We start from the raw sequence: 23,606 nt of genomic DNA on the forward strand, positions 1-23,606 counted from the left end.
GTGGCCAGTCCAGCTGAAAAACGAAGTCAGCTTACCAACTGCTTCGCAAGGGCGACTTCAATGCTGTCCCCCCCTTGATTGAGGATGTCCAGCCCCGAGTCAGGCATGTCTCCGGATGTGGATTGAGATACTGCGATTTTCTGAGCCATGAGTTGCAAGCAGCGCATCTGCGCCGTGCCCTGATAACCCAGAAAATCGACGTCCACATCTCGCGTCTGACCAATCCGCCAACTACGCCTTGCAGCCTGCTGCAGCGTGTAAACGTTGTAGCCGGTCTGCATGAACAAGATGGTCGGAAACTCCAACATATCTAGTCCAGTCTTGACGAGCTCTGGGTTGCAGATGAGCGCGTCTATCCCGCGATCGACCTGCTCCATCACCCAGTCTTCCCGCTTCTCGGCGGCTACGCTGGAACGAAGTACAGCGCTGCGCACCCCAGCCTGGTCGAAAAGGGCCTTTAGCCTGGCCGAAGTGTCGCGAGTGCCTGTGTACGTCGTGTACACCAGCGTGCGACGACCCTTCGCAGTCTCCCGCCGTACTCGTTCCAGTAGTGCCTCTTCTTTTGGAGCCATCTCCTGATTGCCGAATAGCGAGGGAAGGCTCGCAAGCACCGACTTAGTATGAGGATGTCGCACAGTCTCAGGCCGAAAGCAGCATTCCGGCCACGCGAGGAGAGCGTTGAGCACGACCCCCATAAGCGACTTGTCACCGGCGCGCAATGCCCGACGTAACTCGTCGACCAACGTTCGCTCAAGATACTTGTAGGCAGATTCCATGTCGGCAGACATGGCCACCTCCACCATGCTTTCGCGGTACGGAGGAAGAACGTCCTGACCAAGCTGGGAAAGCTTCAAGAACGCGGTGTAAGGAACCACATACCGCATGATTCCCTTGGGACCAAACCCCGGGCCTTTGACGGTAGAGATAGTCTTCTTATCCCCTTTTGCCGTGCGATGAGATCCTGAGTTCGATTCTTTGTGAATATCGATCAGGACTCCATGCTCGCGCATGAAAGCCATCGTCGCGGAAGCCATCGACCCCTTCGAGTTGAAGTTGAACCCGTCTTCAATCATCATCTGCGGGTGCAGGCGATAGAGAAGATGGTAGAGGTCGTCGGCATAGCCCCCCATTAGCGTGCCGGTAAGCGCAAGAGCCTTTGAGCACTTGCGCGCCAGAACTCCCATCGCTTGGCCCTGAGCAGAACCCTCGTTCTTATACTCGTGTCCCTCGTCTGCGATTAGCAGGCCGAAATAGCCCTGCGGAAGATAGCGCTTGATGAACTCAGTAGGTTGAAAACCACCCTGACCGAAGGACACTTCGGTATAGGCTAGTGCTCTTTCCATGCGCTTTGCCTGTCGGTCCGAAAACACCAGGTCCCCTTCATCGTCCATCAAGTTGATGAACTCGTAGACGTTGTCCTGCAGCATATCGCCAAGCATGGTTTCGCCGAATCGACAAAGAAGATTGTCCGCGGTGCGCGGGCCGACCGTTGGCATTTGAACAAGAGCCTTCTTAACCATGTCGCGGTAGCTTGTCGGCGTAGCCCGTTTGGGTACCAGCGTCCAAAGCCGTTCACCACATCCGCAGGCAGTTCGCCGTTCATTCAACGCTGATGTTGCTAGCGCTGGCGTGAATGGAACACCTTCCTCATCGCAGACGAACTTACCGCACTGAGGGCAGCAAGCGGCACTTCTGTAAACGCGGCCGAGCTCTGAGTCGTAAATTGCCGGACGAGTCGCGAAGGCGGGACGCCAATCGAACCCCATTCGCATGCGAACGCGGCCCAAGATGAAGAATTGCGGCACTACCGGCTTGCTTCGCATGCTCCTGAGCTGCAGCAGCTTTCGAAGCGTGTCGGGGCCGTTGAGGATCCAGACTTGCGCGTTAGGAACCGTTGCACGAATCTCACGCCGCCATTTGTAAACCAAGTGGGGAGGCGCAAGCACCAAAGTGCGCGGGAAGCCCGCGTGATGGAGGAGAGTCGCCACGAGGATGCCCATAAGGGTCTTTCCCGTGCCCATCTCCGCATTGATGACGCCGGCAGGTGCATGCTGTGTCAGAAGGGTGGTTATGGCGTGAACAACGCGTCGCTGAGCTGGAAACGGCGTGCGCGATAAGGAATTGATGATTCCGTCCCAGATGGGGTTGGACGCCTCGTCGAAGATAGGGGGATTCTGACTCCGGACGGCCTGTAACAGGCCAGAGCCAAATTTACTGATGAACTCCGATAGAGGGATGCTCGCGGTTTCATCGGATTGAACTTCTTCCAAGGCGACAACTTCGTCGTCAACGATTGCATTCATGGTGGTGCTCCAAACAAAGGGAATTAAGAGACACCGGCCCCTTCCGGGCGGGTGTCCCGGAAGGGGGGGGAGCGGCGCCGTTAGGCGTCCGCCAGGAGGGTCAGTCGGCCATCACGGACGTATGAGGAAATGCGGGAAGAGAAGTCACTCGGCAGGCGGACAAACGTAGGATGTATGCGCCCCACCGGCCTGGAAGTTTCGTCATCAAGATCGGCCAAAAGGTCGCAGCGAAGTTCGCTCATCACGAAATCACGCCAGTGGTCCAAGAGGGGAACCTCGGAGATCTGTTTAACTAGATCCCAGACGGGGTCAGAGGCCAGGTCAGGTGCTTGCGCGGCAGTAGAGTCGCGCAACACCCAGCCACTTCGAGTAGGGCGGGATGGTTTCAGCAGCGCCGGGTCATAGATCCAGCAGTGCAAGAGTCCGCCGAAAAGAGTCTGCTTGGGAAGCCGGCCTGTGTGCTTTTCAAGACGCTTCACATCCCCAACGGAGACCACGGTTTCGACGGTCGATGACGTCGTCATCAACGTCAACTGTCGTAGGCCTCCTTCTTGAGATCCCAGTTGAAGAGACGCAAAGAGCTGCTGTACTGATCCGTCTCTGCCATAGAACGAAAGAAATGCGAGATCGCCGCTTGGCAACCTGATGCAGGCATCCACATACAGGTCTTGCAGCTCACGAATGCGATACATCATGCTTTGCTCCAAGAGTTTGGTAGGTCTGGATCGTCACAGTGCGGGCTCTACTTCCGCCAAGTGGGGCAGTAGTTCCCGTAGCTGCTGGATCGACCGCGCCGACAGCTTCACTTCAAACAGGCGGTCTAAATCGACGATCTGTTCGGTCAGTGAGGGTGCGGCGTCGGAAACCATTCGGCAAAAGCTGAGAAGGCGACGTGCGCGCGAGTGGAGCTCAAGCTCGTGCACGGTCGCATCAGGAGGCGGGAAAGCGCCATTGCCCAGGTGGGAAACGGACAGGTCAACCCGTTCTCCTTCTTCGTGGAAGTCGTCATGTAGGAGTTGCAGCGCGCAATCTCCTGTCCATAGCGAACCACTCCCGAAAGCAGACTCCGCTAACTGCAAAGCGGCTAACTCATTGGCGGCAACCACGCCGACCTTGATGACGTGTTGGTACGCGACTTCAAGGGTCACGATGAACTTAGAGGACGTTGTCATTGGCATATCCAAGCGACAGCAGGCACCCTCGCGGGCAAGCCCGCAAGGGTTTAGAGGACACTCCAGGTCGATGCGACCTTGGTCTGGGCAAATGCCCATGGAGCCAAACCAAGAAGGGCGCCGGTTACGCCGGCAGCGGCCCAGTACCGTAGGGCTTCGTAGAACGCTGTCCTAAGCGCAGGTGAATGCGTTTAGGACAGCGCCCTCGTGGATACGAGGGGCTGATGTTGAAACCGCCATTGTTCTCCCCGGGGCGATGCGCAGCAGTCGCTGCTATCCCCGAGAGATTTAGCGGATGTTGACCAGGCGGCCAAGGGTCGGCCCGGGCGTGAAGTCGATTCCTACGATCGTTGGCACGAACTTGTCGCGCATCACAATCGTCGTGCGAATGTCTCCGTTATCAGCCTCTTCAAGCTGCACCTCCTGATCTTTGACCTTGATCGTGTCGCCGCGGATGAGTAGCTTGGTCCCGTCGTCGCTCTCTACCACGCCGCTTATCTGGCCGGCCGCCAGAGCAAGCGCCAGATGCCAGTCGGAGAGGTTGCACAGCGGGCGGCGATGGGCTAGTTGGCCGGTCGAGAAAACTCGATCAAACTGCGGCCACAACGTCGAAGCCTCCACGCGTTGCAGCTCAAGCTGCAACTGCTCCGCGTCGATCTTTGTCGAAATAAAGGCGGGCTCGCCTGGAACGTGCGGGATGAGATACGGAGCGGTTGTCCACTCTTCCGGTAGTTCCATTGGTAGCTGCCCTTGACCGATATCAACCAAGCGCTTCACCGTCTCTGGATCAGGGGACTCCGAGCGTCTCTTGATGCCGAATACGACCAACTGGCGAAACTCTTGCTCTGGCGCCAAGTAGGCTTGCACGCCTTCAAAGTTCCTGGAGATCATCGTCGCGAATTGCTTGTCCATGACGTAGTGCGGGACGATCAAAACCAGTACGCCTCCGAATGTCAGCGATGGCACGGCGGCCTGGTAGAAGACCTTTTCCAGACGGTCGTAGTGCCGATCGCCGGTGTGACCTTTGTCTGCAACTACAGCCCCATAAGGTGGATTCAGAAACAGAAGCCCCATGGATCGCGCAGATACAAAAACATCATGTACATCTGCATGGAGCCCTGATGAGAGAAGCTCCTTCGCGTGCCAGGCGCGGCCTTTGTCGTACTCGACGCCATAGGTCACCGTCGTTCGAGTTTCATGAAGCGTGTCGAGGTTGGAAGCCACCCAATGAAGTGCGCATCCTTCGCCGCAACACGGGTCATACAGCCTTGCCCCTGCGTCAGGATCGAGTAGCTCAAGTGCGGAACAAATCCGTCCAAGTGTCTTCTCATCGGTTGGAAAATAGCCGTTTCGAACAAAGTTCTGAGCCAGTCTTGGAAAAATAAGAGCCATAAAAATTTCCCTGTTTGTAGTCGTGAAGTGCGGGCCGGCGGAGGCCGGACCCGCCCATCTGGCGGAGAGTTCTACTTGATGTGCCACGTCTGCGAAGCAGCTCGGAAGCTGTACCCCAATCGCTTTCCAAGCCAGTCGCGTTGCGATCGGAACAGAGTGCGGTCGACAGACGGATCGAGCTTCACCGGTTGTCCATCCCTGATGAGCTCGGCGAGCTCATCACCGAAGATGGCAAGAAGCTCGCTATCGTCGAATTCAACGTCTGGCGACGTGGGCCGTTCCGCGGGCTGTGCCCCGGAAACACTGCGCGCCGGGGTCGCTGGTGCTTGATCTGTGATCGCATCAGGCAGGACTGTTGGTTCTGCCTGAGGCGTGGCCGATGGCGAAGTGCGTTCTTCGTCTGCAGGGTCCGGCTCACTCGCTTGCGCGGGGGGGTCGGAATCGTCGGGCTCGTCGCAGTCCAACATGACTTCTGCGAGCGAAGCCCGGATCTCGATGGTGATCTTTCCGTACCACGTGTAGGAGTGCGGATAGATCTTGGAAATGAGGAACTCGCCGGGATAGGAGCCCGATTGAAACTGCTCCAAGATCTTGTCTTTGATCTTGAACTCGCCGATCGCGGTCTGCAGTTCGCCGACGTTGAAGTCGCCGTTGCCGCCTCGAATCGTCTTGACCTCCAGGGTGCCGGGGATCTTGATCATGGTGTTGCTCCAGAAATAAAAAACGGCCCCGTAGGGGCCAAGATGAATGAGAGGGGCTGCGGGCATGAGGCCCGCATGAAGGATCAAAATATTTGCGTCAGGAGCTGCGGAACCGAGCTTCCTGGTGCAGTGCTACGCCGATTAGGCAGACGCGTCGCCGAGGTGCCTTTCGAGCTTGTCTTTGATTTCCTGGGCGACACCCCGCCATGAGTGAACATGAAACATCGGGTTCGCTGGCCAGGCTTCGAGTTCTGCATCGCTAAGCTGTGCCACGGTCGTGGCATGCTTAAGCAACGCATCTACGACGAACATCTGAGCGAGCGGGCCATAGGAGGAGAACTCCATAAGGTCCGCAACGCACTCGACGTTGGTCATCTTTTCTTCGTTCGCATGAAATGGCATATGGGGCCTTGAGGAAAACGAGGCCCCCCATCGGAGGCCCCGATGGGTGAGTAAAGTGCAGTAGTTACATGGAGCTTTCGGTGAACGTACCGTCAGCCTGGTGCGTCACGACGCGGTTTCCAACGTCGTTGAACATATCCTCCTCCACTTCCTTGAACATGCTTTCCGGCACGGAAATGCTGAAGTGGTTCAAGACATGGCGGTAATAATCAAGATCCATTTCGAACGGTTCTCGTTCGTGAAGGTTGGAGTAGAGGTAGTCTTCGTCGTCTACAAGCTGCGACTCGTCACGAAGTTCAACAGGCTTGGAGATGACCATGAAGAAGTAACTGAGCGGCCTGTCCCAGCCAAGGTTGACGGTAACAGGATGACCCTTGTGCGTGGTGGCGAAGTAGTGGTTGCTCATTGCATAGCCAGGGAGTGGACCCGTTCGCCCTTCCGGGCGTGGGCCCGGATTGGGAAAAGGCAGGGCGTTGAGTGGGCGCCGCTGCTTGGGTTTAGATCGGGACGACGCGCGTTGCGCCGGCACCGCTTAGAACGTTGACTCGTTGACCGGGCTTCAGCGGGATGTCCGCCTCTTGCGCGACCGCTTGCGTTTGACCGCTGTCGAGTTTCACCACGACTTCCAGGCCTGCGGCCTGAGACACCGCGCGTTCCACGGAATTTCCTGCCAGTCCGCCAAACAAAGCACCTAGCGCTGCGGCGATATAGGAGCCTTTGTGGCTTCCGATAGCGCTGCCTGCTAAGCCTCCAATTGCACTGCCGGCAGCCATGCCTGCACCCGAGTTGTAGCTGGCCTGAATGGTGATGGGCCGTGCCGAAACGACAGTACCCGGTTGGACCAGTTGCACCTGCTGGGCTTGCTGATAGCTGTAGACGCCGCCGGACGCGCTTTGATTTGCGCAGCCGGCTAGGCTTACTAACGCCATGGCAGCGAGGCATATGCGAAGGCGGAAGCGGAGTCCGCAAGCGACGCGAAGGATCGCGCCGCGCAGTTGGGCTGATCGTGTTGCGCCTACGGTGAAAGCGACCCAGGTTAGGGAGCCCAAGCCGAGGCCGAACGTGATGGAAAGGATCGCAACGCTAAGGGTTGAACTCATGTCGGTTCTCCTAAAGAAAAAGGGGAACCGCCGCCCCAGTCGGGGAGGAAGGTTCCCCGATGGGCTGAAAAGACACTCCTGGTCGCTAGACCTGCGGTCACCGAATGGTGGAGCCAAACCGCGGCACTGCAAAAGATGCCAGATGAGCTCTGGCGGGCGTACTGGGCCGAATCCTACACACAACACCAACTATTTGGCAAGGGGCGCACTGCGCTTTTTGGAACAGACGCACGGCTCTATGATGGCTGGGCTGGACCAGCGACACTCCCCTTTTCGTCGCGACTTGGGAATGACCTTGACCCCCGTACTTCCGCCTTTAAATCACGTGCCCCGGTTGCTGTATGCGGCTCTCTGCCTAATCGGAGCGATCTCAGTTGCGGGTTGCGGGACGCCTGTCTCCGATCTGCGGGTCGCACCGGAAAGGTTGGATTTCGACTACACGGTAAGCTCGGGCGGCGGCAATGGCGTGATGCAGGCGTTTGCACATGAGGGGAAAGCCATCTTGGTGTTGGACAAGCCCTTGCCGGCCGGCGTGAACTCGGTGCCAGTTGAGTTGCCCGGGAGTGTTCGCAGTTCTGCGGACGTGCAGGGAAACTACGTTCTTGTCCCCGGTCGGCCCGAGAGGTTTATCGTGGATCTGCCTTCGGGCCCCGTTGAAGTCACGCGATCGAGCTCAGGAGCAATAGCCGGTCGCACGAGCGTTACGCCCAGCAGCGTGTCGCTATGGAGCACTGATGCCGGCTCCGAGGATGGCGCCGGCGACGAGGTAGAGGACAGTGACGAGGTCGAGTCGAACCTCGACTGGGGAGTTGCAGACGGGGCGCGGGCGGTCAGTGATCCGACTATGGATCAAGGGGGGGCCGTCCCGGGTAGACCAGGTCATGACGGCGAGCAACGACGAGGGCCGCTCCCTACATCGATTGAACAACTTAGATAAAGGATTTTGGCGATGAACATCATTTCTCCTTGGGCGAATAAGTGTCCCGTTGGAACGCAGGCGCGGCATATCCGCCTTGGTGACGTGACTGTCCTTGTCGAGCTCGGCGAGAGCAGGGAGGTTGAGGCAATATCGTTGGACGCTGAGGGAAATGAAGTGCGCTGCGTTGAGCTCGTGCTGACGTCGGAGCTGACCGCGATCGACCCATGTCGGGATCTCGCACCGCCTCGCGCGACTGCGGCCACGATACTGCCCTTCAGGGCTTCGAGTCCGCAGTAAGGGACTTTTCTAAGCCCCAAGTGACAGCACTGCGGTGCGCAAATCTCGTTGCATTCTTCATTTCTGAAACGTAAGATGTCGGCTAGATAGCGCTCCGACGGCTTATGTCGGAATCTTTTGTAGCAATGCGGTTTGGCTCCACCATTCGGTGACCGCAGGTCCTAGCGACCAGGAGTGTCTTTTCAGCCCATCGGGGAACCTTCCTCCCCGACTGGGGCGGCGGTTCCCCTTTTCTTTAGGAGATCCGTCATGGCTCAAGCTAACACCCCTAAGTACTTCGATGCTCACCTTCGTGGTCTCGGCTATGTTCGTCGCGTTCGCGAAGTTAAGCCCAAGAAAGGTGCTCCGTTCCTTTCGTGCAGCATCAGCATCTTTCATGGTGAAGCGCAGGAAGGCAGTGCGGATTCACTCACCTGGCTCAATTGCGACGTCAAGATTGTCGGCAAGGAAGCCATCAAGGTCATGAGCGAAAAGCTTCAAGAAGCCGCGAACGACTCCAACCGAAAGGTCTTGGCGTCCGTGACCATCGGCGATCCGTACATCGATACCTATAAGATCACGAGCGGCACGCGTGCCGGTCAAACAGGGGTGGTCCTCAAGGGCCGTCTGCTGAAGATCCATATGGCGAAAGTCGATGGCGTGATGGTCTATCAGTACGTTGAACCCGAAGCTTCGGCAGAAGGCGTTCGAACTGGCACGGACGATAATTAAGTCCTAGCCAAACCCGGAAACTCCACTTAGGTGGAGTTTTCTTCAATGTGCGCCGTGGGCGCTTATTGAAGAGAACTTCACAGGTTGTTCAGTGTGCGCCACACTTAAAAAGGCGCATCCCGAGTATCTGGTTAGGCTGCTGAATAGGCCAGGTGAAAAAAGCAGTGTCCTCCACCCTCATTCGATTCGGTGAATTGGCGTTCCTCGATCGAGTCTGAGCTACCCGTCGCGGCCCTGAACCGGCCGCGGCTTCTCCCTCCATTCAAGGTCCTGCTCGAAGCGGGGCATACATAGCCCGAGTAGGCTTACCAGAAGCGATTCCGTCGCTTGTGGCAAGCCTACAATTGAGCTTACTCGGGCGCCAACCCACTCCAGCATCCCAGGCCAGCAGCGGCCCATAACGCTTGCACCTTTAGCGCAAGAGCGCTCCAACCCCCGTACGGCACACCCGGCGGGGGTTTTTTGTTGCCGCTCGCCGCGTGCGTGGTCGCCAGTTGATTTACAGCACGTAAACGACCGCGCCTTCAGGAATCCCCGTCGGGAGCGGGAGCGCGGCCGCGCCGGCAGATGGTGAATTCAAAAAGCCGTTCCTTGCCACGCCGAAGAGGAGAGGAAGGCCGACTTCGTCCTCAGGAAACATGCGATAGAGATCACCGGCGCCGTTGCTGGGCACGAAGAAGACGTAAGCACTGCCCGCGGCAACGACGTTGCTGGTCCCAAGCTGTGGATTGAACCAGGTCGGCAGGTCCAACGCGCTGGCGGTTGCGGTCCCTGAGAAGCCGGGGTTGGCCTTAGCAAACCTTGCCACAGCGTTCGCATAGATGCGCAAACTGCCGCCGGAAGCAACAGCTTCGTGTTGCTGCAGTAAATCTAGAGTCCCTTGCTCGGACGTTGAGGCAAGCGCGGCAACAAGAGCGAGCAGCGCCAGTAGTGGGATCATCAGTATGCTCATGGACGGCCGTCCTTCGGCGTTAGGGTGGGCAAAACTGGATTGCATGGTTGAACCCAGAGAGCAATCCCTGGGCAGGGACGCGTGACGTTATTGGCAATAGACCAGCGTTGATTCAGATCATCAAGGTGTCTGGCCAGGAAGCCAATGTGCCGACACCTCTGTGTCGGCCGTTCCATATCAGCATGCAAAGCGTCAATTACCCGAACTTAGCCGCACTTAACCATGGAAATTGAAGCGCGCGCGGGATCGTTTATATTGTGATCGCCGGTGCATGTGCCTCCGGCATCTCCACCTCCATTCGAGCATCCCATCGTGTAGTCCGTCATGTCTCCCACCGAGAACCAGCCAGTCGGGGAGCGTCCGCTGTAGGTGTTATAGAGCGATCCGTAGTACATGATGGCAGTTAGGCCTGCCGGGCAGCTCGTACCAGGCACCGTCATGAGCGAAGTAGTCGGCGCGCGCCACACACCGGATTGGCAAAACAGTGGTTCGCCATTTCCCGTCCTCCCCACCAAGCCATTTGCGTCGCAAGCCCAGCCTTCGTTGGCCACGCCGCCGACGTAGAGGTATTCGTATGCGTTGATCCGGCCGTGCGAATAGGTTTGTCCCATGGAGCGTAGCGCTCCGCCGCGGACTTCGCCGGCGGTAACTAGATGGTTGTCGTTGAGGACTCGAAGCCAGCCGTCATTGCCGGCGGTGTACCAGCCGCTACGGGTGGACCCATCCGCGTTCTGAATTACGAGCGCGCCCTTCGTATTGATATTGCCTGATGCTTCAACCGTCTGTGTGCGAACCGCGCGCGTGTTATTGAGGTCATTGCCATTGACGTCGATGCTGGTGTTCATCCGGTTAACTTCCGGTCTGCCAGCTACAGCATTCCGATACAGATAGTCTGTCACCTGCCCAGCGCTGTTGAAGAACAACGCGGTCGCGAGATTCCCACCAGGCAGCGACAGCCCGAAATCAGCGACGGGGACCCGCCAACTCCCCATCGAGCCCTGAGCGATTGTCGGTTGCCGCGCAAGGATGAACCCGCCTCCGTCAAGCAGCGCCGCGGTGCGGCGCACGTCCTGCTCAGGCACGTCGACGCCACTGGTCACAAGAAGCGCTTCGAGCGTGTCCTGTCCACCTTGCGAGGCCCGACGCACTGCAATCGTGTAGGCCTGCCCGTATGGATTCAGCAGAGGTAGTGCTGCAGGCAAGTTCCCGGCGAGTCGTATCGTGTCCAAAGAGACCGTGATCGGTCCGCCAGCCGTAGCGGACAGGAGGGAGGCGTAGTTGTTCTTGACGTAGGCCGCTGCGGCGTTGCCAACTTGCTTTTGGTGGTGTGCAGCTTGGCGGCTCGTGAGAGTGGCCAAATAGTCGGTTTGCTGCCAAAGCCAGGCTACCAAGCCAATGGCAAATAGAAGGAGCACCAGTGTTCCCTCCAATACTGTGAACCCCGCCTGCTTGCGTGCAGATGTGGCCATCCGACAACGTCGATTCATGTTCTGCTCCCGAAGATCGCGGCAGCCTTCTGCGCTGCGATTTCTGTGTTCAGGCCCGCAAAGTCCCCTTTGCGGATCTTCGCGCGGATGGCAGTGTCTTCTTTGCCGTCCAGCACCAGCCAGTTGATTTGAAGGCGTTTGGCACTTCCAGTGGCTGTCTTGACCGTTTCAAGCTGTTGGTGGATCACGGCGCTGATGTTGTCCGCCAGCATCGCGTTGAACGAATCGACTGTCGCGCCAGATCCACCGCATAGCGATTGGAGCTTTGTGAACGTCAGTTCTGGGCTATCGGCGTGCAGCGTGGTTAGCACGGGCCACCCGTTGCCGCTAACCCGGACGACCTCGATTGCGGATGGTGAGTCCCGAGTCTCTCCAAGATAGAAGATGTTCGCTCGGGACCGTAGCCCCCGCATAAGCTGCTCTTGATAGCCCCCGTGCTCGCGTGCGACCTCAATCTGAATTGCGCGTCCTCTGCCGTGCATGCCGTTCAACGACGTTTCTGGTGGGTCCGCGAGTGCGATCCCCAGCCCACCATGCCGCTCAAGACGATCGATGAAGATCGCATCGGCTGTAGATGTTTTTCCATGGCGCATGCCACCGGACACGACAATAAGCCCACTGAGCTTAGGCTGCGTTAAATGATTGAACAGCCGATCCGCCATACCAAGCGACTTCAGCGGCCTGGTCTTCACGTCTGCTCGGGCCAAGATAAATATGTCTTGTGAGTCCACATCGAAGAGTTGCGTGACCCTGAATTTCTCCTCGCCCAAGGTGGCGGTGAACTCTGACTTAGTCAGAGTTCTAAGTGCCTGCCTGCATTGCTGACGCAGCAAGCTGACGTCCGCCTGCAGGTGACCCGGGACCTTGTCCGATAGAGAGGGGCTTCCTTCCAATTCGCGAAGCTCGGCGTAGTCGGGTCCGATGATCATGTCGACGAAGCTCAGATCCAGCAGGCTGGTGGCCTGCTCCAAGGTAACGGGCACGGTTTCCATCAGCGGGCGGTCATTACGAAGTCGACGTTGCCCGTGGTTGGGCAGTTGGTCATGCTGACGAATTGTGCTGTCCGTGAGAGATTGGCCCGCAGAGGTATGCAGTTGCTGCTCGGAACGGCCCTATACGTGATCACGACTTGCGTGGCTGATCCGACGACTGTTACCTCCCCGTTCCAACTGTGGTACAGAGTGCCCGTCGTCGCTCCGATCATGTTGCTCGGAATGGCGCCCGCGGCCTGAAGTGCAGCGGTAGTGACATTGCCGTACCCGCTTATGTCTCGCAGTAGCTTGGCGCCCTTAACGAGCTGGGCGATATTCTGAGCCTCAGTATTGTTCTCAGTGTCTTTGTTGAGGACGTAATAGCCGCCGAAGATCGCGCCGGCGACAAGGACTGCCAGCAGCATCCAGGCCAGAAAGTCGGCGACGGACGCGCCCGCTTGGCGAGCGAGAGGCGTGCCTGCATGTGGAAGTGCGTGGCCGGCGGTGCCCGTGATTGCTGTGTGGGGCGCCGAATCAAGATTGGCAGGCGACGGGGAAAATGCGGACTGCTGGGTAGTAGTCATTTGTTGCTCCAGATCGAGAGTGGTTGTGCGACACGCGTAACGCGCGCAGTTAGAGAATGCGATCGCCCATGGCGGCGGTCTGCAGGCCGAATAGCCCTAAGAAGATCAGCGCGGCAAGCGCCGTAACACCAATCAAACCAAGGAAGAAGATGACCTTCCCCGACGCTTCAAGGCGGACGGCTGCTCCCTCCGCCGAATTGGTCGCGAATTCGGAGAGCGCATAGGCGAAGCCTTCGCGCGAGGCGATGGTCGTGATGTAGGCAATCGATTCTTCGTCCGGGAACTTGTGCCCCGCGAGGTCTAAGGCGACCCCCAAGTTCTTGCCCATGCTTAGGCCGTACATCGTGTCTTGCAGGCGCTGTTTCAGCCACGGGTTTGCGTGCTTGTGAATATGGACCATGGTCTGCAGTAGGTCCGCGCCTGCGTTGAGCAGAATGGCGAGATTCGAGAAGAAGATCGCGCCCTGCATGGTCTTGTAAGTGGACCAAGGCGGAAGGCACTCAACTGCCTGCCGAAGCGGGCCTGTCCAGTTGGGTAACGACCAGCGGATGGCTAAGACTAAGCCGATGAGTCCGGCCAACAGGAAGAGCCCGTAGTGCCGGATTGTCTCGCTCATCCAGTAGACGAAGGCCGTGTACCCAGTCCAAGTCGCTGGGTCAGAGCCCCTCGCAAAGACGGGCACCACCTTGAATGAGACAAAAGTGAGGAGGACAGTCGCCATCGTCAGAATTACTGCTGGATAAGCGACGGCGCCAATAATGGCCGCTCGGACGCGCGCCTGGCGCTTAATATGTTTGATCGCATCCTCGCATCCCGTGGCGATGGCGCCCGCCTTCTGAGCGGAGGCCAACATGGAGATCTCGGTGGCGGGAAGCCAACCTTCAAAGGCCTCGGCAAAACGATCGCCGCTCATTCCGCTGGACAAGCGGACAAGCACCTCATGTGCAAACACGGCGATAACGGCTTTTGGGCGACGTCCGTTGCGGCTGTGGGCCTTCTGAATGTCCACCAAGGCGTCGAAGACTGGTACTTTGGACCGTGCCATCGCGTAGAGAGTGCGGTAGATCACCATACGACGCCCTGAGCTAAGCTTTGCCATGGTGAGCCTTCCAGCGACGGGAAATGGACTTGTGTGAGCCTCGCCTAGAGGCGATGGATGTGCGTAGCACTACCCCCTCGTTGAGCCAGTCATCGCTGTCCAGTGGCCGAACCATGAGCTCCCCAAGGTCGGGGTCCACCCGCCCAGCTTCGATCAGGCGGATCAAGTGCGCGCATTGTGTTATTCCCCCCATTTCTTGAACCCAATGTTTCTGAGCTGCAAACGTCCCGTGTTTGCGATAGACCGCCATTAATGCAGGATTGGGAGACACGACCTCCGCACATACGGTGCGTCCGACCAGGCCGCGGCGACAATTGGGGCAGCCAGCACCCCGAACACGAACGCCCGACACATCGCAGAACCGTCTTACGCGATCACGCAGCCCCTGATCCAGAGTGGCTTCGCCGTCAGAAAAGGGGATGCTGCAGTGCGGACACAGCACCGGTACCAACGCCTGGTTGATGATGCCGATGAACAAGGTGGGATCGGTAAGCAAATTTCGAGGCACGCCCGAGTCTTCCAACCTGTCAAACGCACTGATAGCGTCCTTGACGTGGAGGGTGGCGAGAGTGGGGTGTCCGGTGAGCGCTGCGCGGATCGCAGACCGGACCGAGGCTTTGCCGCGGATCTCGCCAATCAATATCGAGTCTGGGTCAGACCGCAGCATGTGATCGATGGCGTCCACCCAAGCGGCTTCCACGTCCTCTTCACTGGTCCCCGCAGGAATGATTGGCTCTTGCACTGCGACATAGACGACTTCGGCGCCATTGCGGATGGTGACCACGCGGATAGGCTGCTCAACGGGGTCTTCAGCCGTGGCGATAATGAGTTCACCATCCGACTGCAGGAGCGCTTGCTTGAGGTAGTGATTCAACGTGGTGGATTTTCCTGAACCCGTGGTTCCGGTCACCAATACGATCCCAGACGTATTGCGAGCGAACTGGCGTATTTGCGCGCACTGCTCGGGCAAGAACCCCAGTTCGCCCATAGACTTCGGTGTGTCGCCTGTGTCGGGATAAAGACGAATGACGAGTTTTCGCCCTCGTGCGGCCGGGCCGGTCGCGATTCGGCAGACAAACAGCCCGGACTGACGAGCGTAACGCTCCATTAGGCGCGCGTTCTGCTTGCGGGACGGCTCATAGTTGTCGGGCTTTTCGCACATCGACGTGTACAGCGTCGACACCAGGTCTTCGGCAACGCTTCGGTCGAGGGTAAACCTCGCCTCTGGGATACCGTTGATCCGATACTTCACATAGGTCTTTTCCACGTCTGGCAGAAAGTGGATATCGCTTGCACCAAGGCGGGCCGCCTCGGAAATCATTCGATTGATCTGCTCTTGTTGGGCGGTCTTGGCGTTTCCCTGGCCCTCGGCCATCGACAACGACGCGCCGTCCTTGGCAGACTGCTGCAGGCGCTTCATTTCCGAATGGCTGACCTTCCGCTGCTCAAACGTCACGCGGTTAAGACGCAGGCGCGATATGTACGACATGACCCGCATGTCGTCGCTGTGCTCTTCATCCAAGTAAAGAATGCCGTCATCGGCAAGAACGACCCGGTCGATAACGTACTCGGGCGCTTGCCAGTCCGCACCTACAGCGCTCAGGTTTTGGATGCGGCGTAGCGGTCCTGCGGGCAGCGCGAGCGCATCGCCATCAGAAACGGGAGAATTGGGGGCATGGATCGTCGTGTCCATCGGCGCTTACCTACCTGGTTGAAAGGGCACCGCAGCGCCCGGGAAAGGAGAGCTGAGACGAGCCGGGCCATCTGATGTGCCTTGCGGGGCAGCTGCCGAGAACCCAAGTCGCAGGTCCTGGCCGTTGCGCGTAAGGACTACGCGATCCACGGACACCGACTTCACTCGGTATCCGCCAGGCACGTCCTCGCCGGCGCGCGCGGTTGCCTGAGCGCCGCCGACATAGACCAGTACCGCGGAGAGCTGTGCTCCGACCCCTTGGACAGATCGAACCGTGGGAACGCCGGACGCGCTGCGGTCTTCGACGCGGGAGGTCTTCTCGTAGGCGAGCTTCGCTTCATTCATCCCCGTTAGGGCTTCATAGGTCAGCCTCCGCAGTTGAATCTCCGTGAGATCCGCCAGCGTGTTCGCGGTCGAAGGGCTTTGGTCTGGTGTGCGTGCTGTCTGCGCAGATGCGTGGAAGGCTGGGGCAAGCAGCAGGGTTACGGCCCAGATAAGCGCAGTTTTCTTATTAATTTCCATAGATCTCTCCCTTAAGCGTGTAGGAGAGCTTGCTCTCCTTGATGGTCGTAGACTGCTCCAGCAGACGAACGCCCCGCGTATCGAAGCCATCAAAAATGGAGACTGCGGGCCAGTCTGAGTTGATTTCGAAGGTCGCGGTGCTCCAGTCCGGAGGCGGCATGGCCACCTGGCTCTCCGACGCGCCGTGAGTCTGCTGAGCCTTTGGAGCGACCTTGATTGAAATCAGCTGCTTCTGGAGGTGCGAAACGAGGTTGTCCACCCGGAAGTGGACGTCCTGCATCTCGTCATCGCCTCCGGCCGGCGCTTGCGAAATGACGTGCACTGTCGCTTGGTCTGCGTCTGCCTGGATGGACACCGTAGAACCCGTGGGGAAGGCGACGGCGGCGGCCGCTCTGAAGTCCAAGACGGTTGCGCGAGGCTGGCGCACATATGCCGCCTCGTAGGCATTTGGTGTGCAGTTATGACCTTGCAGCTCCCATGCTGCCAGGTACAGGGGCGTGGACCTAGCGGCGGCACGGCAGTGGGAGATCATGGCCTGCACCGATGGTGTCGTCGTCCAGGGGTGAACCAAAGCTGCAGGCAGCACATCCTGGCCGCTGTCCTTCAGAATTCGCGCGAGCTCGGCTTCTCGCTGCCGTTCGAGCTGCTCTTCGCGTTCTAGCTGGTGCTGGCGCCAAGTTTGGTAGGCGACAAGCGCGACAATTATTGCGACCAAAGCAGCGCCCAAGAGGATCCATTCGCGGCGGCTAAGGCCGAACCGAAGAGGCTTAAGCTTGTGGGTACGCGAAGCGGCACGCGCGAGGGCTTCCAGGGTGACCGATGAATCCCCACCAAATTCAAGCTCTGCGGGCGCGTAGACGGTGACTTCCTTGCCTTTCGACGAGAGCAACGCATAAAGCGCGCGAATAGCTTCCTGCGCTAGCGGCAGGGAAGCGAAAACGACATCGGAGTCCGGGACGACCCCGCCATCTTTGAACGCCACAATAGCGAATCGACCGTCGCCCACAGCAAAGGCGGCGATCAACGGATCAAGGGTGGATTGCCCATCTTTACGAAGGAGCAGGTCCGCCACGATCGAGGCCAGACTGAACATGCCCTTTTGCACGCCGGCTTGTTTACGAACAAAGCCAGCCTGAATGATCGTAGGAAGGCGACGTATCGCGACGATGTCCATACCGTCGCGTCTGCCGATCTCCCTGGCCTCCTTCATAACTTTCTGGGGTTGAGAGAGCGTTTGCCAGTACAGACCAGAAACGAGAAATTTTCCGTCGGCAGATATGACCGTGACGGTACCGGCCGCGGTTTGGTTCGGACCCATGACCTCAGCTCGCTCTTGCTTGGAGCGCGCCGGTTGCGCCGGCGCCCTCGTCGAACGCGGAGTCATCTTCCAGAACAATCGGAGTGATGAGGATCACCACCACTTCACGCCGGTTGTTGGTCGAGCCACCGCCTCCGGTGAGCCAATTTGACGGGCTAAACATGCCGCTCCTGTTGCCCCTGTCCACGTTCTGCTCGAAGCCGGAGAGAATTAGTGTCTGGCCGGAGCGCAAGCGCACGCGTTGAGAAAAGATCCGGCTGTCTACCTCGGGCACTTCGATCGAGTTGTCGCCGCTCGTGACAGTGCGCAAGCGCGGATCGGTCGACAGATTCATCGTGAACTGAAGGAGCATCTGTTCGCTGTCGATCATGAACGGCAGAAGATCCATCGAAAAGCCCGTCGTGACCGTTCCGGGCGTTAGTGCCGACGTCGAGCCCACTTGAGCCGTGGCGGTGTTGGAAACGGCGGCCAGGTAGCTTGTCTGCTTTGCGACTTGAACAGGAACTGGCTGGTAGTTCAGCGTGGTTACAGATGGCTGCGTCACGATGGACACGCGACCCTGGCTCGATAGGGCCCGGAGAATGGCTTTTGATCCGGCAAATTGGCCCGCCGTGCCAGTCGCGGTGTCCAGAATGCCTATCGAGGCTGAGCCAGCGCTGGAAGCGGCGGTAAATGCGTTGGCGACCGTAATTCCATAATTGCCGTTGAGCGACTTGTATACGGCGGTCAAGTCCAGCCCTTGGTCGTCGGTCTCCGTGCGCTGCACGACCGCCACGGTGATGTTGAAGAGAGCCTGCCGTGTGATGTTCCGGTTCTCGGTCTTCAGATACGCCGCGATGCGGGCGAGCACGTCAGGCGTGTCGGTAACGGCAATGGTTCCGGTGCTTACCGACAGACTCGATTGCCCCAGGCCTGGCGTGAGCATGCTCTTGACCATCCGATCTACGTCTTCTGCCAGGTTCGATTCAATCGAGACCATAGTGGTCTGCGTGGATCCCCCGGACACTGTGCTGCCGCCTGCGCCAGAGGACGAGGTGGCGCCAGTGGCGCCCTGGCCACCGGCACCAGAAGATGCGAGTTGCGTGCCGGATTGGACGACAGACTGCATGTTGGTCTTAGACTGGATCGCGTACACACGGAAGACCTTGGTGTCCAAGTAGTGGATCAGGACCGTGCCGTCGCGGAAGGTCCAACTGAGCCCGAGTCGGGCGGTGATGGCGTCCAGCAGGCCGGGGAGGGGTTTGCCGTCCCACCGAATGCCGGAGATCGTCGTGTCGCGCGCCGACATCGAGGGCGCCGCCGCCGCGCCACCGAGCGCGCTGACTCCACCTGGCGGCATGGGGCCACCGTTGGCGCCAGGTGGGGTCATGTCTGGCGCTCTGGCCGCACGGGAGCCACCGCTCAGGGCCGCAATCGCGTCAGGCGTGACTCGCACGGGGACCCCACATAACGCAGTGACCGTCTGCCCGAACTCAAAGACGCTGATAGGTGCCATCGGCACGAACGTGATCGGGCACTGCAGGGGTGCGGGATACGCGGCAGCAGACGGCCGGCTGATGGGCGTTTTGGACACCCAGGGACGATCGATCACTTCCACAGCCCGATCGCGCGTCTTGCGCAGGCTTTCCGCGCTGGCGGCGTGCTCGCCGTAGGCATCGTCTACACGAGCCTCGGTATCTTTGATTCGTTGCAGGGCGCATCCGGATAGAGCTGTCGTTACGGCGATCGCGAAGACGAGTGCTTTCTTCATCATTTCTTCTCCCACACTTCCAGTACCTTGTTGTCCCGATATGCGAGCCCTCGGAACTTCCTTTTCGCTGCGTCATACGCTGAAAGCAGATCGTTGGCTGCATCCAAGAACTCGCCTCGGAAGGAAGCCTGGGCCTCGATGACGTAGTCGTAATCGGGCTGCCATTTCACGGGTTGCCAGCCAGCTTCCTGCGCCCAGGCGTCGAGCGTTTGCTGAACGGTCTTTCCGACTTCGGCTTGCCAGGACCGATCGGGCGGCGGAGCCGGAGTTGCCGCGACCGTGCTCACGTCAACGGTTGCAATGGCGGAGGGCGGGGCGACTGCTGGCGCAGCGGCATTGGCGGCGAGTCCAGGCTCGGCCGCCAGCTGGGTCAGTAGCGGCCCGCCGATCGCGGCGCTCATGAATGCGGACAGGCTAGAGCCATCCGGGACAGAGGCCACAATAGGTTGGGCGGGAGCTTTAACGGGCGCTTGCAAGGGGGGCATGGAAACAACGATGGGCCGATACGAGGGATCGGGCCCTGCAGCGGCGTCGGCCGCTGTGCGCCGGAATGCCAACTGTTCTCTCGTCGCCGGCGTCGCTGCGCTGCCCGTCAAGCGCGCGGGCGTGGCCATACCGGTATAGCTGCCTTCAGGCGGGAGGCCCGCACGCCACGCGAGCGCCTCTCGCTTGCCAAGCCTGAACGCCAGACGCGACTCCATATGAGGCACGACGATATAGGGTGACTGCGACTCCCATGCGAGCAGGATTCTGCCGCCCGGAGCATCGGCGAAAATGGCGGGGATCTCGGTGCCAGGGGCGAATTGCAGATAGACCCGCTGTCCGTTATCGAAGATCTGCACGGGCGATATGCCACTGTCTCCGGATTGCTTCCAGTTGAATTCGTAGACAGCGGGGATTGGGGCCGCAATCTCCGGCTGTGCCATGGTTGCGGCTGGCGCTAGCAGCGCGACCCATGCAGTCGCGAGTAGATGGGTGAGGCGTTGCTGCATTCAGTAGCTCCTGACTATGTTCGGGTCAAGCACGAGATCTCGCGCGACGACGATGTTGATCTTGTCGGCAGGTTCAAGCGTGAGAGTCCTCTTGATCGATTGATTGCGTTGGAGGATTTGGCGGACGGTGTCGCTGAGAGCCTGCCCCGCCGTCCCGGTAAGCGTGGACGTTGCATTGCCGTTATTCGAGCTTCCACTGCCCACGTTGATGGTCACGTTCTGGCTGTTGTCATACCGACCCGCCAGGGCGGCGACTGCTGCGACCCCGAATGCGCTACCGAATCGCTCCCAGAAGTGGTCGTCAACCTTCGCGGCAATGCCGGCGGCGCCAGTGCGATCGGAGATGTCCCAGCCCCCAAGCGCGACTCGGCCGCCGCTCGGGAAGTCCATTCGGTTGACGGACATAATCATGCGACTCTGCCCCTCGGCGATGTCCGTACTGACCTCGCCGGTTAGTGCCGTGCCTCGCTCAATCAGGAGGTGCTCTCCGCGCAGGCTGTCGTAGACGTCCGAGGTCACCATGGCGCGGAAGGTTCCAGGGGCGTCAGTGTTCAAGGACTGCTGGATCACTGCGGGAATGATCCAACCCTCCCGGATGTAGTAGGGCGATGGAGCTGCAGACGCGAACAAGGGCGACTTGATGTCGCCTGCACCACCTCTTGGGCGGGCCGGATTGGCCTGCGGCCCGACGACTTGGCCAACCGTGTTGGCCGACTGGCCGCCAGACTGCATCCGGGCAGCAGCCGGGGGTGCGAAGCCGCTGGTGTCAATGCCGGCGGCGGCAGCGACCGCTGCAACATCGCGGAGTGCGCTATCAGGGTTGGTCGTTGCAATTGGGGGAGACCTGGCGGGCTCGTCCTGGTCCTGTGCCTCCCAGAAGCCTATTTCAATACCCGAAAGGTCTTCGTGCTGTGCAACTGCCGTCGTATTGCGATGGTCCTCGATGCGCTTGGCATCGGCCTCTGTGCGCGTCGGCGTGAGGTTAGAAGCCTCCGCTGCCGGCTGTTGTGCCGGCGCTTGTGAGCGAGGTGGCGCTTCATCATCGTTTCTGGCCAGCCGGTCGCGAAGCTGGTCAGCGATCAGCCGCTGCACCGCGAAGGGGTTGCCCGCCTCTTTTGCGGCGCGCTCCTGTTCCTCCTTCTTCGCGCGGGCCTCTGCAGCGGACTCGGGCGCTATTCCTGCGATTCGTCGGACAAGCACGAAGCCCAATACGACCACGATGAAGGTGATCAGCACGATCTTAATTAGGCCACGCGACACCGCAGTGCGGCGTTGGGGCGCCGGGCCGTTCGTTGTGGTGGTTTGAGCGCTCATTGATATGTCGCGTTGTTCAGGTTCTTGACGCCGGAGACGCCGCAGCCGAAGAGACCACATGCCTTGCCGCGGCGGTTGAAGATGCGGACTTCATCCTTCCGCAGCTTCAGCAGCGCGCCGTCGGGGAATAGGCGCTGAACCACGAAGTAGTTGCGGCGCACGGTAAAGTTGACGAGCTCTGCTGTACCGTCAGCGCCGAGTGCAAAGATGGCGGGAATTTCTTGTACGTCAGCGGGAAGCTGTATCCAGGTGAACTTGCCATCGTCGAACACCATGGCCGGCTTGAACGGGGCACTGCCATCAATGCGATAGTCGAAATTCGCCTTGGAGATGTCGACGATGTCCGCCGGCCGGCTGCCTTGGTCGGCGCGAGCTGAAGGCGACGTGCGGGAAGGGGAGGGCGCGGGCGCGTCCCATTCTGATCCACCCATCGGCCCATTTGTCCGGCTCGGCATAGGCCCGTTACCGCCGAATGTGTCGAAGCCCGCTGCGGCGAGATCTTGATCTGCGTCTCCAGCCCAATTGACGCGCTTGTAGTAGGAGCCCTTGGAGGCAGATACAAACGTCACTTGGTAGGTTCGAAGATTCGTGATGATCGTTGCAGTATTGAGCAGGTTGTCGCCCTTCGACATCACGAACAAGTCACGCTTAGTCCGCGCAGGCTTGAAGGTCCAGCGGCTCGCGCTGGTATCGGATGCGTAGTACCCCTTGAGAATCTCGCCTGGCGCGAACTCAAGGTGAACCATCGTGAATGGACGCATGAGCACGGGATAGTCGTAGTCACGATCGAAGTTGAACGTGACCAATCGAGCATCGAGCGGCATAGGAACCGCTGCGTTCGGGCCTGTGCTGGCGCGCTTCTGAGCCTGCGCGACTTCCGTACGGACGTCACTTTCCTGTGAGTGCGCTGGCGCCCCGATGCAGAGCAGGCCAACAATCGTCGCAATGAGGGAAAGGGCGTGACGCATTACTGAGCTCCCTGAATTCGGACGCTTGTGGGGCCAAAATAGTCTGTGAGCGTCCACCACTCGATCTTGACGCCGAGTGGGTTTGAACGCTGTTCGTCGATCGCCTGTTTGTCGGTCGAGAGAAGGAACCGCATCGTCAGAAGCTTTGTCTTTGGTTCTCCGAATTCCTTCCCATTGACTCGCTCCTGTAGGGTGAGAAGCATGTAGGCCTGTTTGCCGTCGACGCTGTATGTCGTCGAGTTTTCGGTGACCTCTCGCGTCAGGCCCTGTTGATCGGCAATGCGAACCCCGATCGGGTCGACCTTGGAGAAGTAGTTCGTGACCTGGTCGGTCGCGGTGCCGATCGTCCAACGCGTAGCCTTTGGAATGTCCACGTCGATGGAGTCGGACGGATTCGGCTTAATGGTTAGCAACCAGGTAGCCCACTGACGCAGGAAGAACGTCTTGTTGGCAGTCTCAGGCGTGAAGCGCTCGGCAACGCGGTCGGAGATCCAGACCGCGCCGGATCGCGAATCCCACTCCACAAAGTAGGGCGTCTGTTGCTTAAGCGGCACCAACTGATAAAGCGCGATGCCCTCAATAAGCGCCAATAGGAAGAACGCGAACGCGACGAGCGCTGAGCGGTCGGCCTGCTGTAATGGCCGTTGAAACACCGCGTAGTAGAGACGGTGTGCGCGTTCGGTCAGAGGCAGGGCGTGCGTATCGAATTCGGGCGTGGCGACCTGCGTTGCGGCTGGAGCCGCAGTTTCTAAGGGACGCAGGTCAGGGCGACGGCGGCGCAAGAATCGGCCCGTGAGTTTGAAGGGCATGGTTAGGCTCGGCGATGTGAGTTAAGCGTGCGCATCCGGCTCTGGAATCGGAGGATGCACTTATCTCTTGAAGAAAGTCCGTATGAAGGGATAAACTGATGGCGTGAGTTCGATCTTTGGCCGCAAGAAATGTCGGCCACACCAGCGGGC

22 protein-coding genes are annotated in these 23,606 nt (G+C 59.2%); 1 reads left to right on the top strand and 21 read right to left on the bottom strand.

Annotation, left to right across the window (positions count from 1 at the left end; translation table 11 throughout):
• Window positions 1-26: 26 nt before the first annotated feature.
• The 8 genes from API01S_RS12305 to API01S_RS12340 form a co-directional block, all read right to left on the bottom strand.
• Window positions 27-2,303, bottom strand: a complete 2,277-nt coding sequence (locus tag API01S_RS12305) for an SNF2-related protein (protein WP_006216179.1) — start codon at window positions 2,301-2,303, stop codon at window positions 27-29.
• 80 nt (window positions 2,304-2,383) lie between these two features.
• Window positions 2,384-2,998: a hypothetical protein gene (locus API01S_RS12310; protein ID WP_006216178.1), complete on the bottom strand. Its 615-nt coding sequence runs from the start codon at window positions 2,996-2,998 to the stop codon at window positions 2,384-2,386.
• A 33-nt stretch (window positions 2,999-3,031) separates the two neighbouring features.
• Window positions 3,032-3,475, bottom strand: a complete 444-nt coding sequence (locus tag API01S_RS12315; protein WP_006216177.1) for a hypothetical protein — start codon at window positions 3,473-3,475, stop codon at window positions 3,032-3,034.
• A gap of 288 nt (window positions 3,476-3,763) precedes the next feature.
• Window positions 3,764-4,867 carry a DUF6094 domain-containing protein gene (locus tag API01S_RS12320; RefSeq protein ID WP_006216176.1) on the bottom strand — a complete coding sequence of 368 codons (1,104 nt, stop codon included), beginning with the start codon at window positions 4,865-4,867 and terminating at the stop codon, window positions 3,764-3,766.
• A 71-nt stretch (window positions 4,868-4,938) separates the two neighbouring features.
• Entirely contained in the window at window positions 4,939-5,568 is a 630-nt protein-coding gene (locus API01S_RS12325; protein WP_039883689.1) for a DUF3275 family protein, read from the bottom strand.
• Window positions 5,569-5,709: 141 nt separating this feature from the next.
• A complete protein-coding gene (locus API01S_RS12330) occupies window positions 5,710-5,943 on the bottom strand; it encodes a hypothetical protein (protein WP_039882442.1) in 234 nt (77 codons plus the stop codon).
• Window positions 5,944-6,034: 91 nt separating this feature from the next.
• On the bottom strand, window positions 6,035-6,376 hold the full coding sequence (locus API01S_RS12335) for a hypothetical protein (protein WP_006216173.1): 342 nt from the start codon (window positions 6,374-6,376) through the stop codon (window positions 6,035-6,037).
• A 91-nt stretch (window positions 6,377-6,467) separates the two neighbouring features.
• A complete protein-coding gene (locus API01S_RS12340; protein WP_006216172.1) occupies window positions 6,468-7,070 on the bottom strand; it encodes an outer membrane lipoprotein in 603 nt (200 codons plus the stop codon).
• 1,465 nt (window positions 7,071-8,535) lie between these two features.
• Between API01S_RS12340 and API01S_RS12355 the strand changes: the two genes are divergently transcribed.
• Window positions 8,536-8,997, top strand: coding sequence for a DUF3577 domain-containing protein (locus API01S_RS12355; RefSeq protein ID WP_006216169.1), 462 nt, complete (start codon window positions 8,536-8,538; stop codon window positions 8,995-8,997).
• Window positions 8,998-9,496: 499 nt separating this feature from the next.
• Here API01S_RS12355 and pilM read toward each other — a convergent pair whose 3' ends face one another.
• From pilM to API01S_RS12420, 13 genes are all read right to left on the bottom strand, one after another.
• Window positions 9,497-9,949, bottom strand: a complete 453-nt coding sequence (gene pilM, locus API01S_RS12360; protein ID WP_006216168.1) for a type IV pilus biogenesis protein PilM — start codon at window positions 9,947-9,949, stop codon at window positions 9,497-9,499.
• A gap of 206 nt (window positions 9,950-10,155) precedes the next feature.
• Window positions 10,156-11,436 (bottom strand): shufflon system plasmid conjugative transfer pilus tip adhesin PilV, encoded by a 1,281-nt coding sequence (gene pilV / locus API01S_RS12365; protein ID WP_232294642.1) that lies wholly within the window; start codon window positions 11,434-11,436, stop codon window positions 10,156-10,158.
• Window positions 11,433-12,428, bottom strand: a complete 996-nt coding sequence (locus API01S_RS12370) for an ATPase, T2SS/T4P/T4SS family (RefSeq protein ID WP_006216165.1) — start codon at window positions 12,426-12,428, stop codon at window positions 11,433-11,435. Before API01S_RS12370 ends, pilV begins: the two co-directional genes overlap by 4 nt.
• Window positions 12,428-12,991, bottom strand: a complete 564-nt coding sequence (locus API01S_RS12375) for a type 4 pilus major pilin (RefSeq protein ID WP_039882440.1) — start codon at window positions 12,989-12,991, stop codon at window positions 12,428-12,430. Before API01S_RS12375 ends, API01S_RS12370 begins: the two co-directional genes overlap by 1 nt.
• Before the next feature lie 49 nt (window positions 12,992-13,040).
• Complete coding sequence (locus API01S_RS12380; RefSeq protein WP_081451494.1) at window positions 13,041-14,090, bottom strand: type II secretion system F family protein; 1,050 nt, start codon at window positions 14,088-14,090, stop codon at window positions 13,041-13,043.
• Window positions 14,077-15,783, bottom strand: coding sequence for a GspE/PulE family protein (locus API01S_RS12385; protein WP_006216162.1), 1,707 nt, complete (start codon window positions 15,781-15,783; stop codon window positions 14,077-14,079). Before API01S_RS12385 ends, API01S_RS12380 begins: the two co-directional genes overlap by 14 nt.
• A 6-nt stretch (window positions 15,784-15,789) precedes the next feature.
• On the bottom strand, window positions 15,790-16,305 hold the full coding sequence (gene pilP, locus API01S_RS12390; protein ID WP_006216161.1) for a type IV pilus biogenesis protein PilP: 516 nt from the start codon (window positions 16,303-16,305) through the stop codon (window positions 15,790-15,792).
• A complete protein-coding gene (gene pilO2 / locus API01S_RS12395) occupies window positions 16,295-17,623 on the bottom strand; it encodes a type 4b pilus protein PilO2 (RefSeq protein WP_006216160.1) in 1,329 nt (442 codons plus the stop codon). Before pilO2 ends, pilP begins: the two co-directional genes overlap by 11 nt.
• A 4-nt stretch (window positions 17,624-17,627) precedes the next feature.
• On the bottom strand, window positions 17,628-19,376 hold the full coding sequence (pilN, locus tag API01S_RS12400; protein ID WP_006216159.1) for a PilN family type IVB pilus formation outer membrane protein: 1,749 nt from the start codon (window positions 19,374-19,376) through the stop codon (window positions 17,628-17,630).
• The gene (locus API01S_RS12405) at window positions 19,373-20,365 is read right to left on the bottom strand and encodes a TrbG/VirB9 family P-type conjugative transfer protein (protein ID WP_006216158.1); all 993 of its coding nucleotides are present in this window, start codon (window positions 20,363-20,365) and stop codon (window positions 19,373-19,375) included. Before API01S_RS12405 ends, pilN begins: the two co-directional genes overlap by 4 nt.
• Window positions 20,366-21,679 (bottom strand): TraB/TrbI/VirB10 family type IV secretion system protein, encoded by a 1,314-nt coding sequence (locus tag API01S_RS12410; protein ID WP_052945932.1) that lies wholly within the window; start codon window positions 21,677-21,679, stop codon window positions 20,366-20,368.
• Window positions 21,676-22,647, bottom strand: a complete 972-nt coding sequence (locus API01S_RS12415) for a TrbG/VirB9 family P-type conjugative transfer protein (protein ID WP_006216155.1) — start codon at window positions 22,645-22,647, stop codon at window positions 21,676-21,678. Before API01S_RS12415 ends, API01S_RS12410 begins: the two co-directional genes overlap by 4 nt.
• Entirely contained in the window at window positions 22,647-23,456 is an 810-nt protein-coding gene (locus API01S_RS12420) for a VirB8/TrbF family protein (RefSeq protein ID WP_006216154.1), read from the bottom strand. Before API01S_RS12420 ends, API01S_RS12415 begins: the two co-directional genes overlap by 1 nt.
• Window positions 23,457-23,606 lie beyond the last annotated feature (150 nt).

This window comes from Achromobacter piechaudii NBRC 102461 (assembly GCF_001571245.1).
GTDB classification, from domain to species: Bacteria; Pseudomonadota; Gammaproteobacteria; order Burkholderiales; family Burkholderiaceae_B; genus Achromobacter; species Achromobacter piechaudii.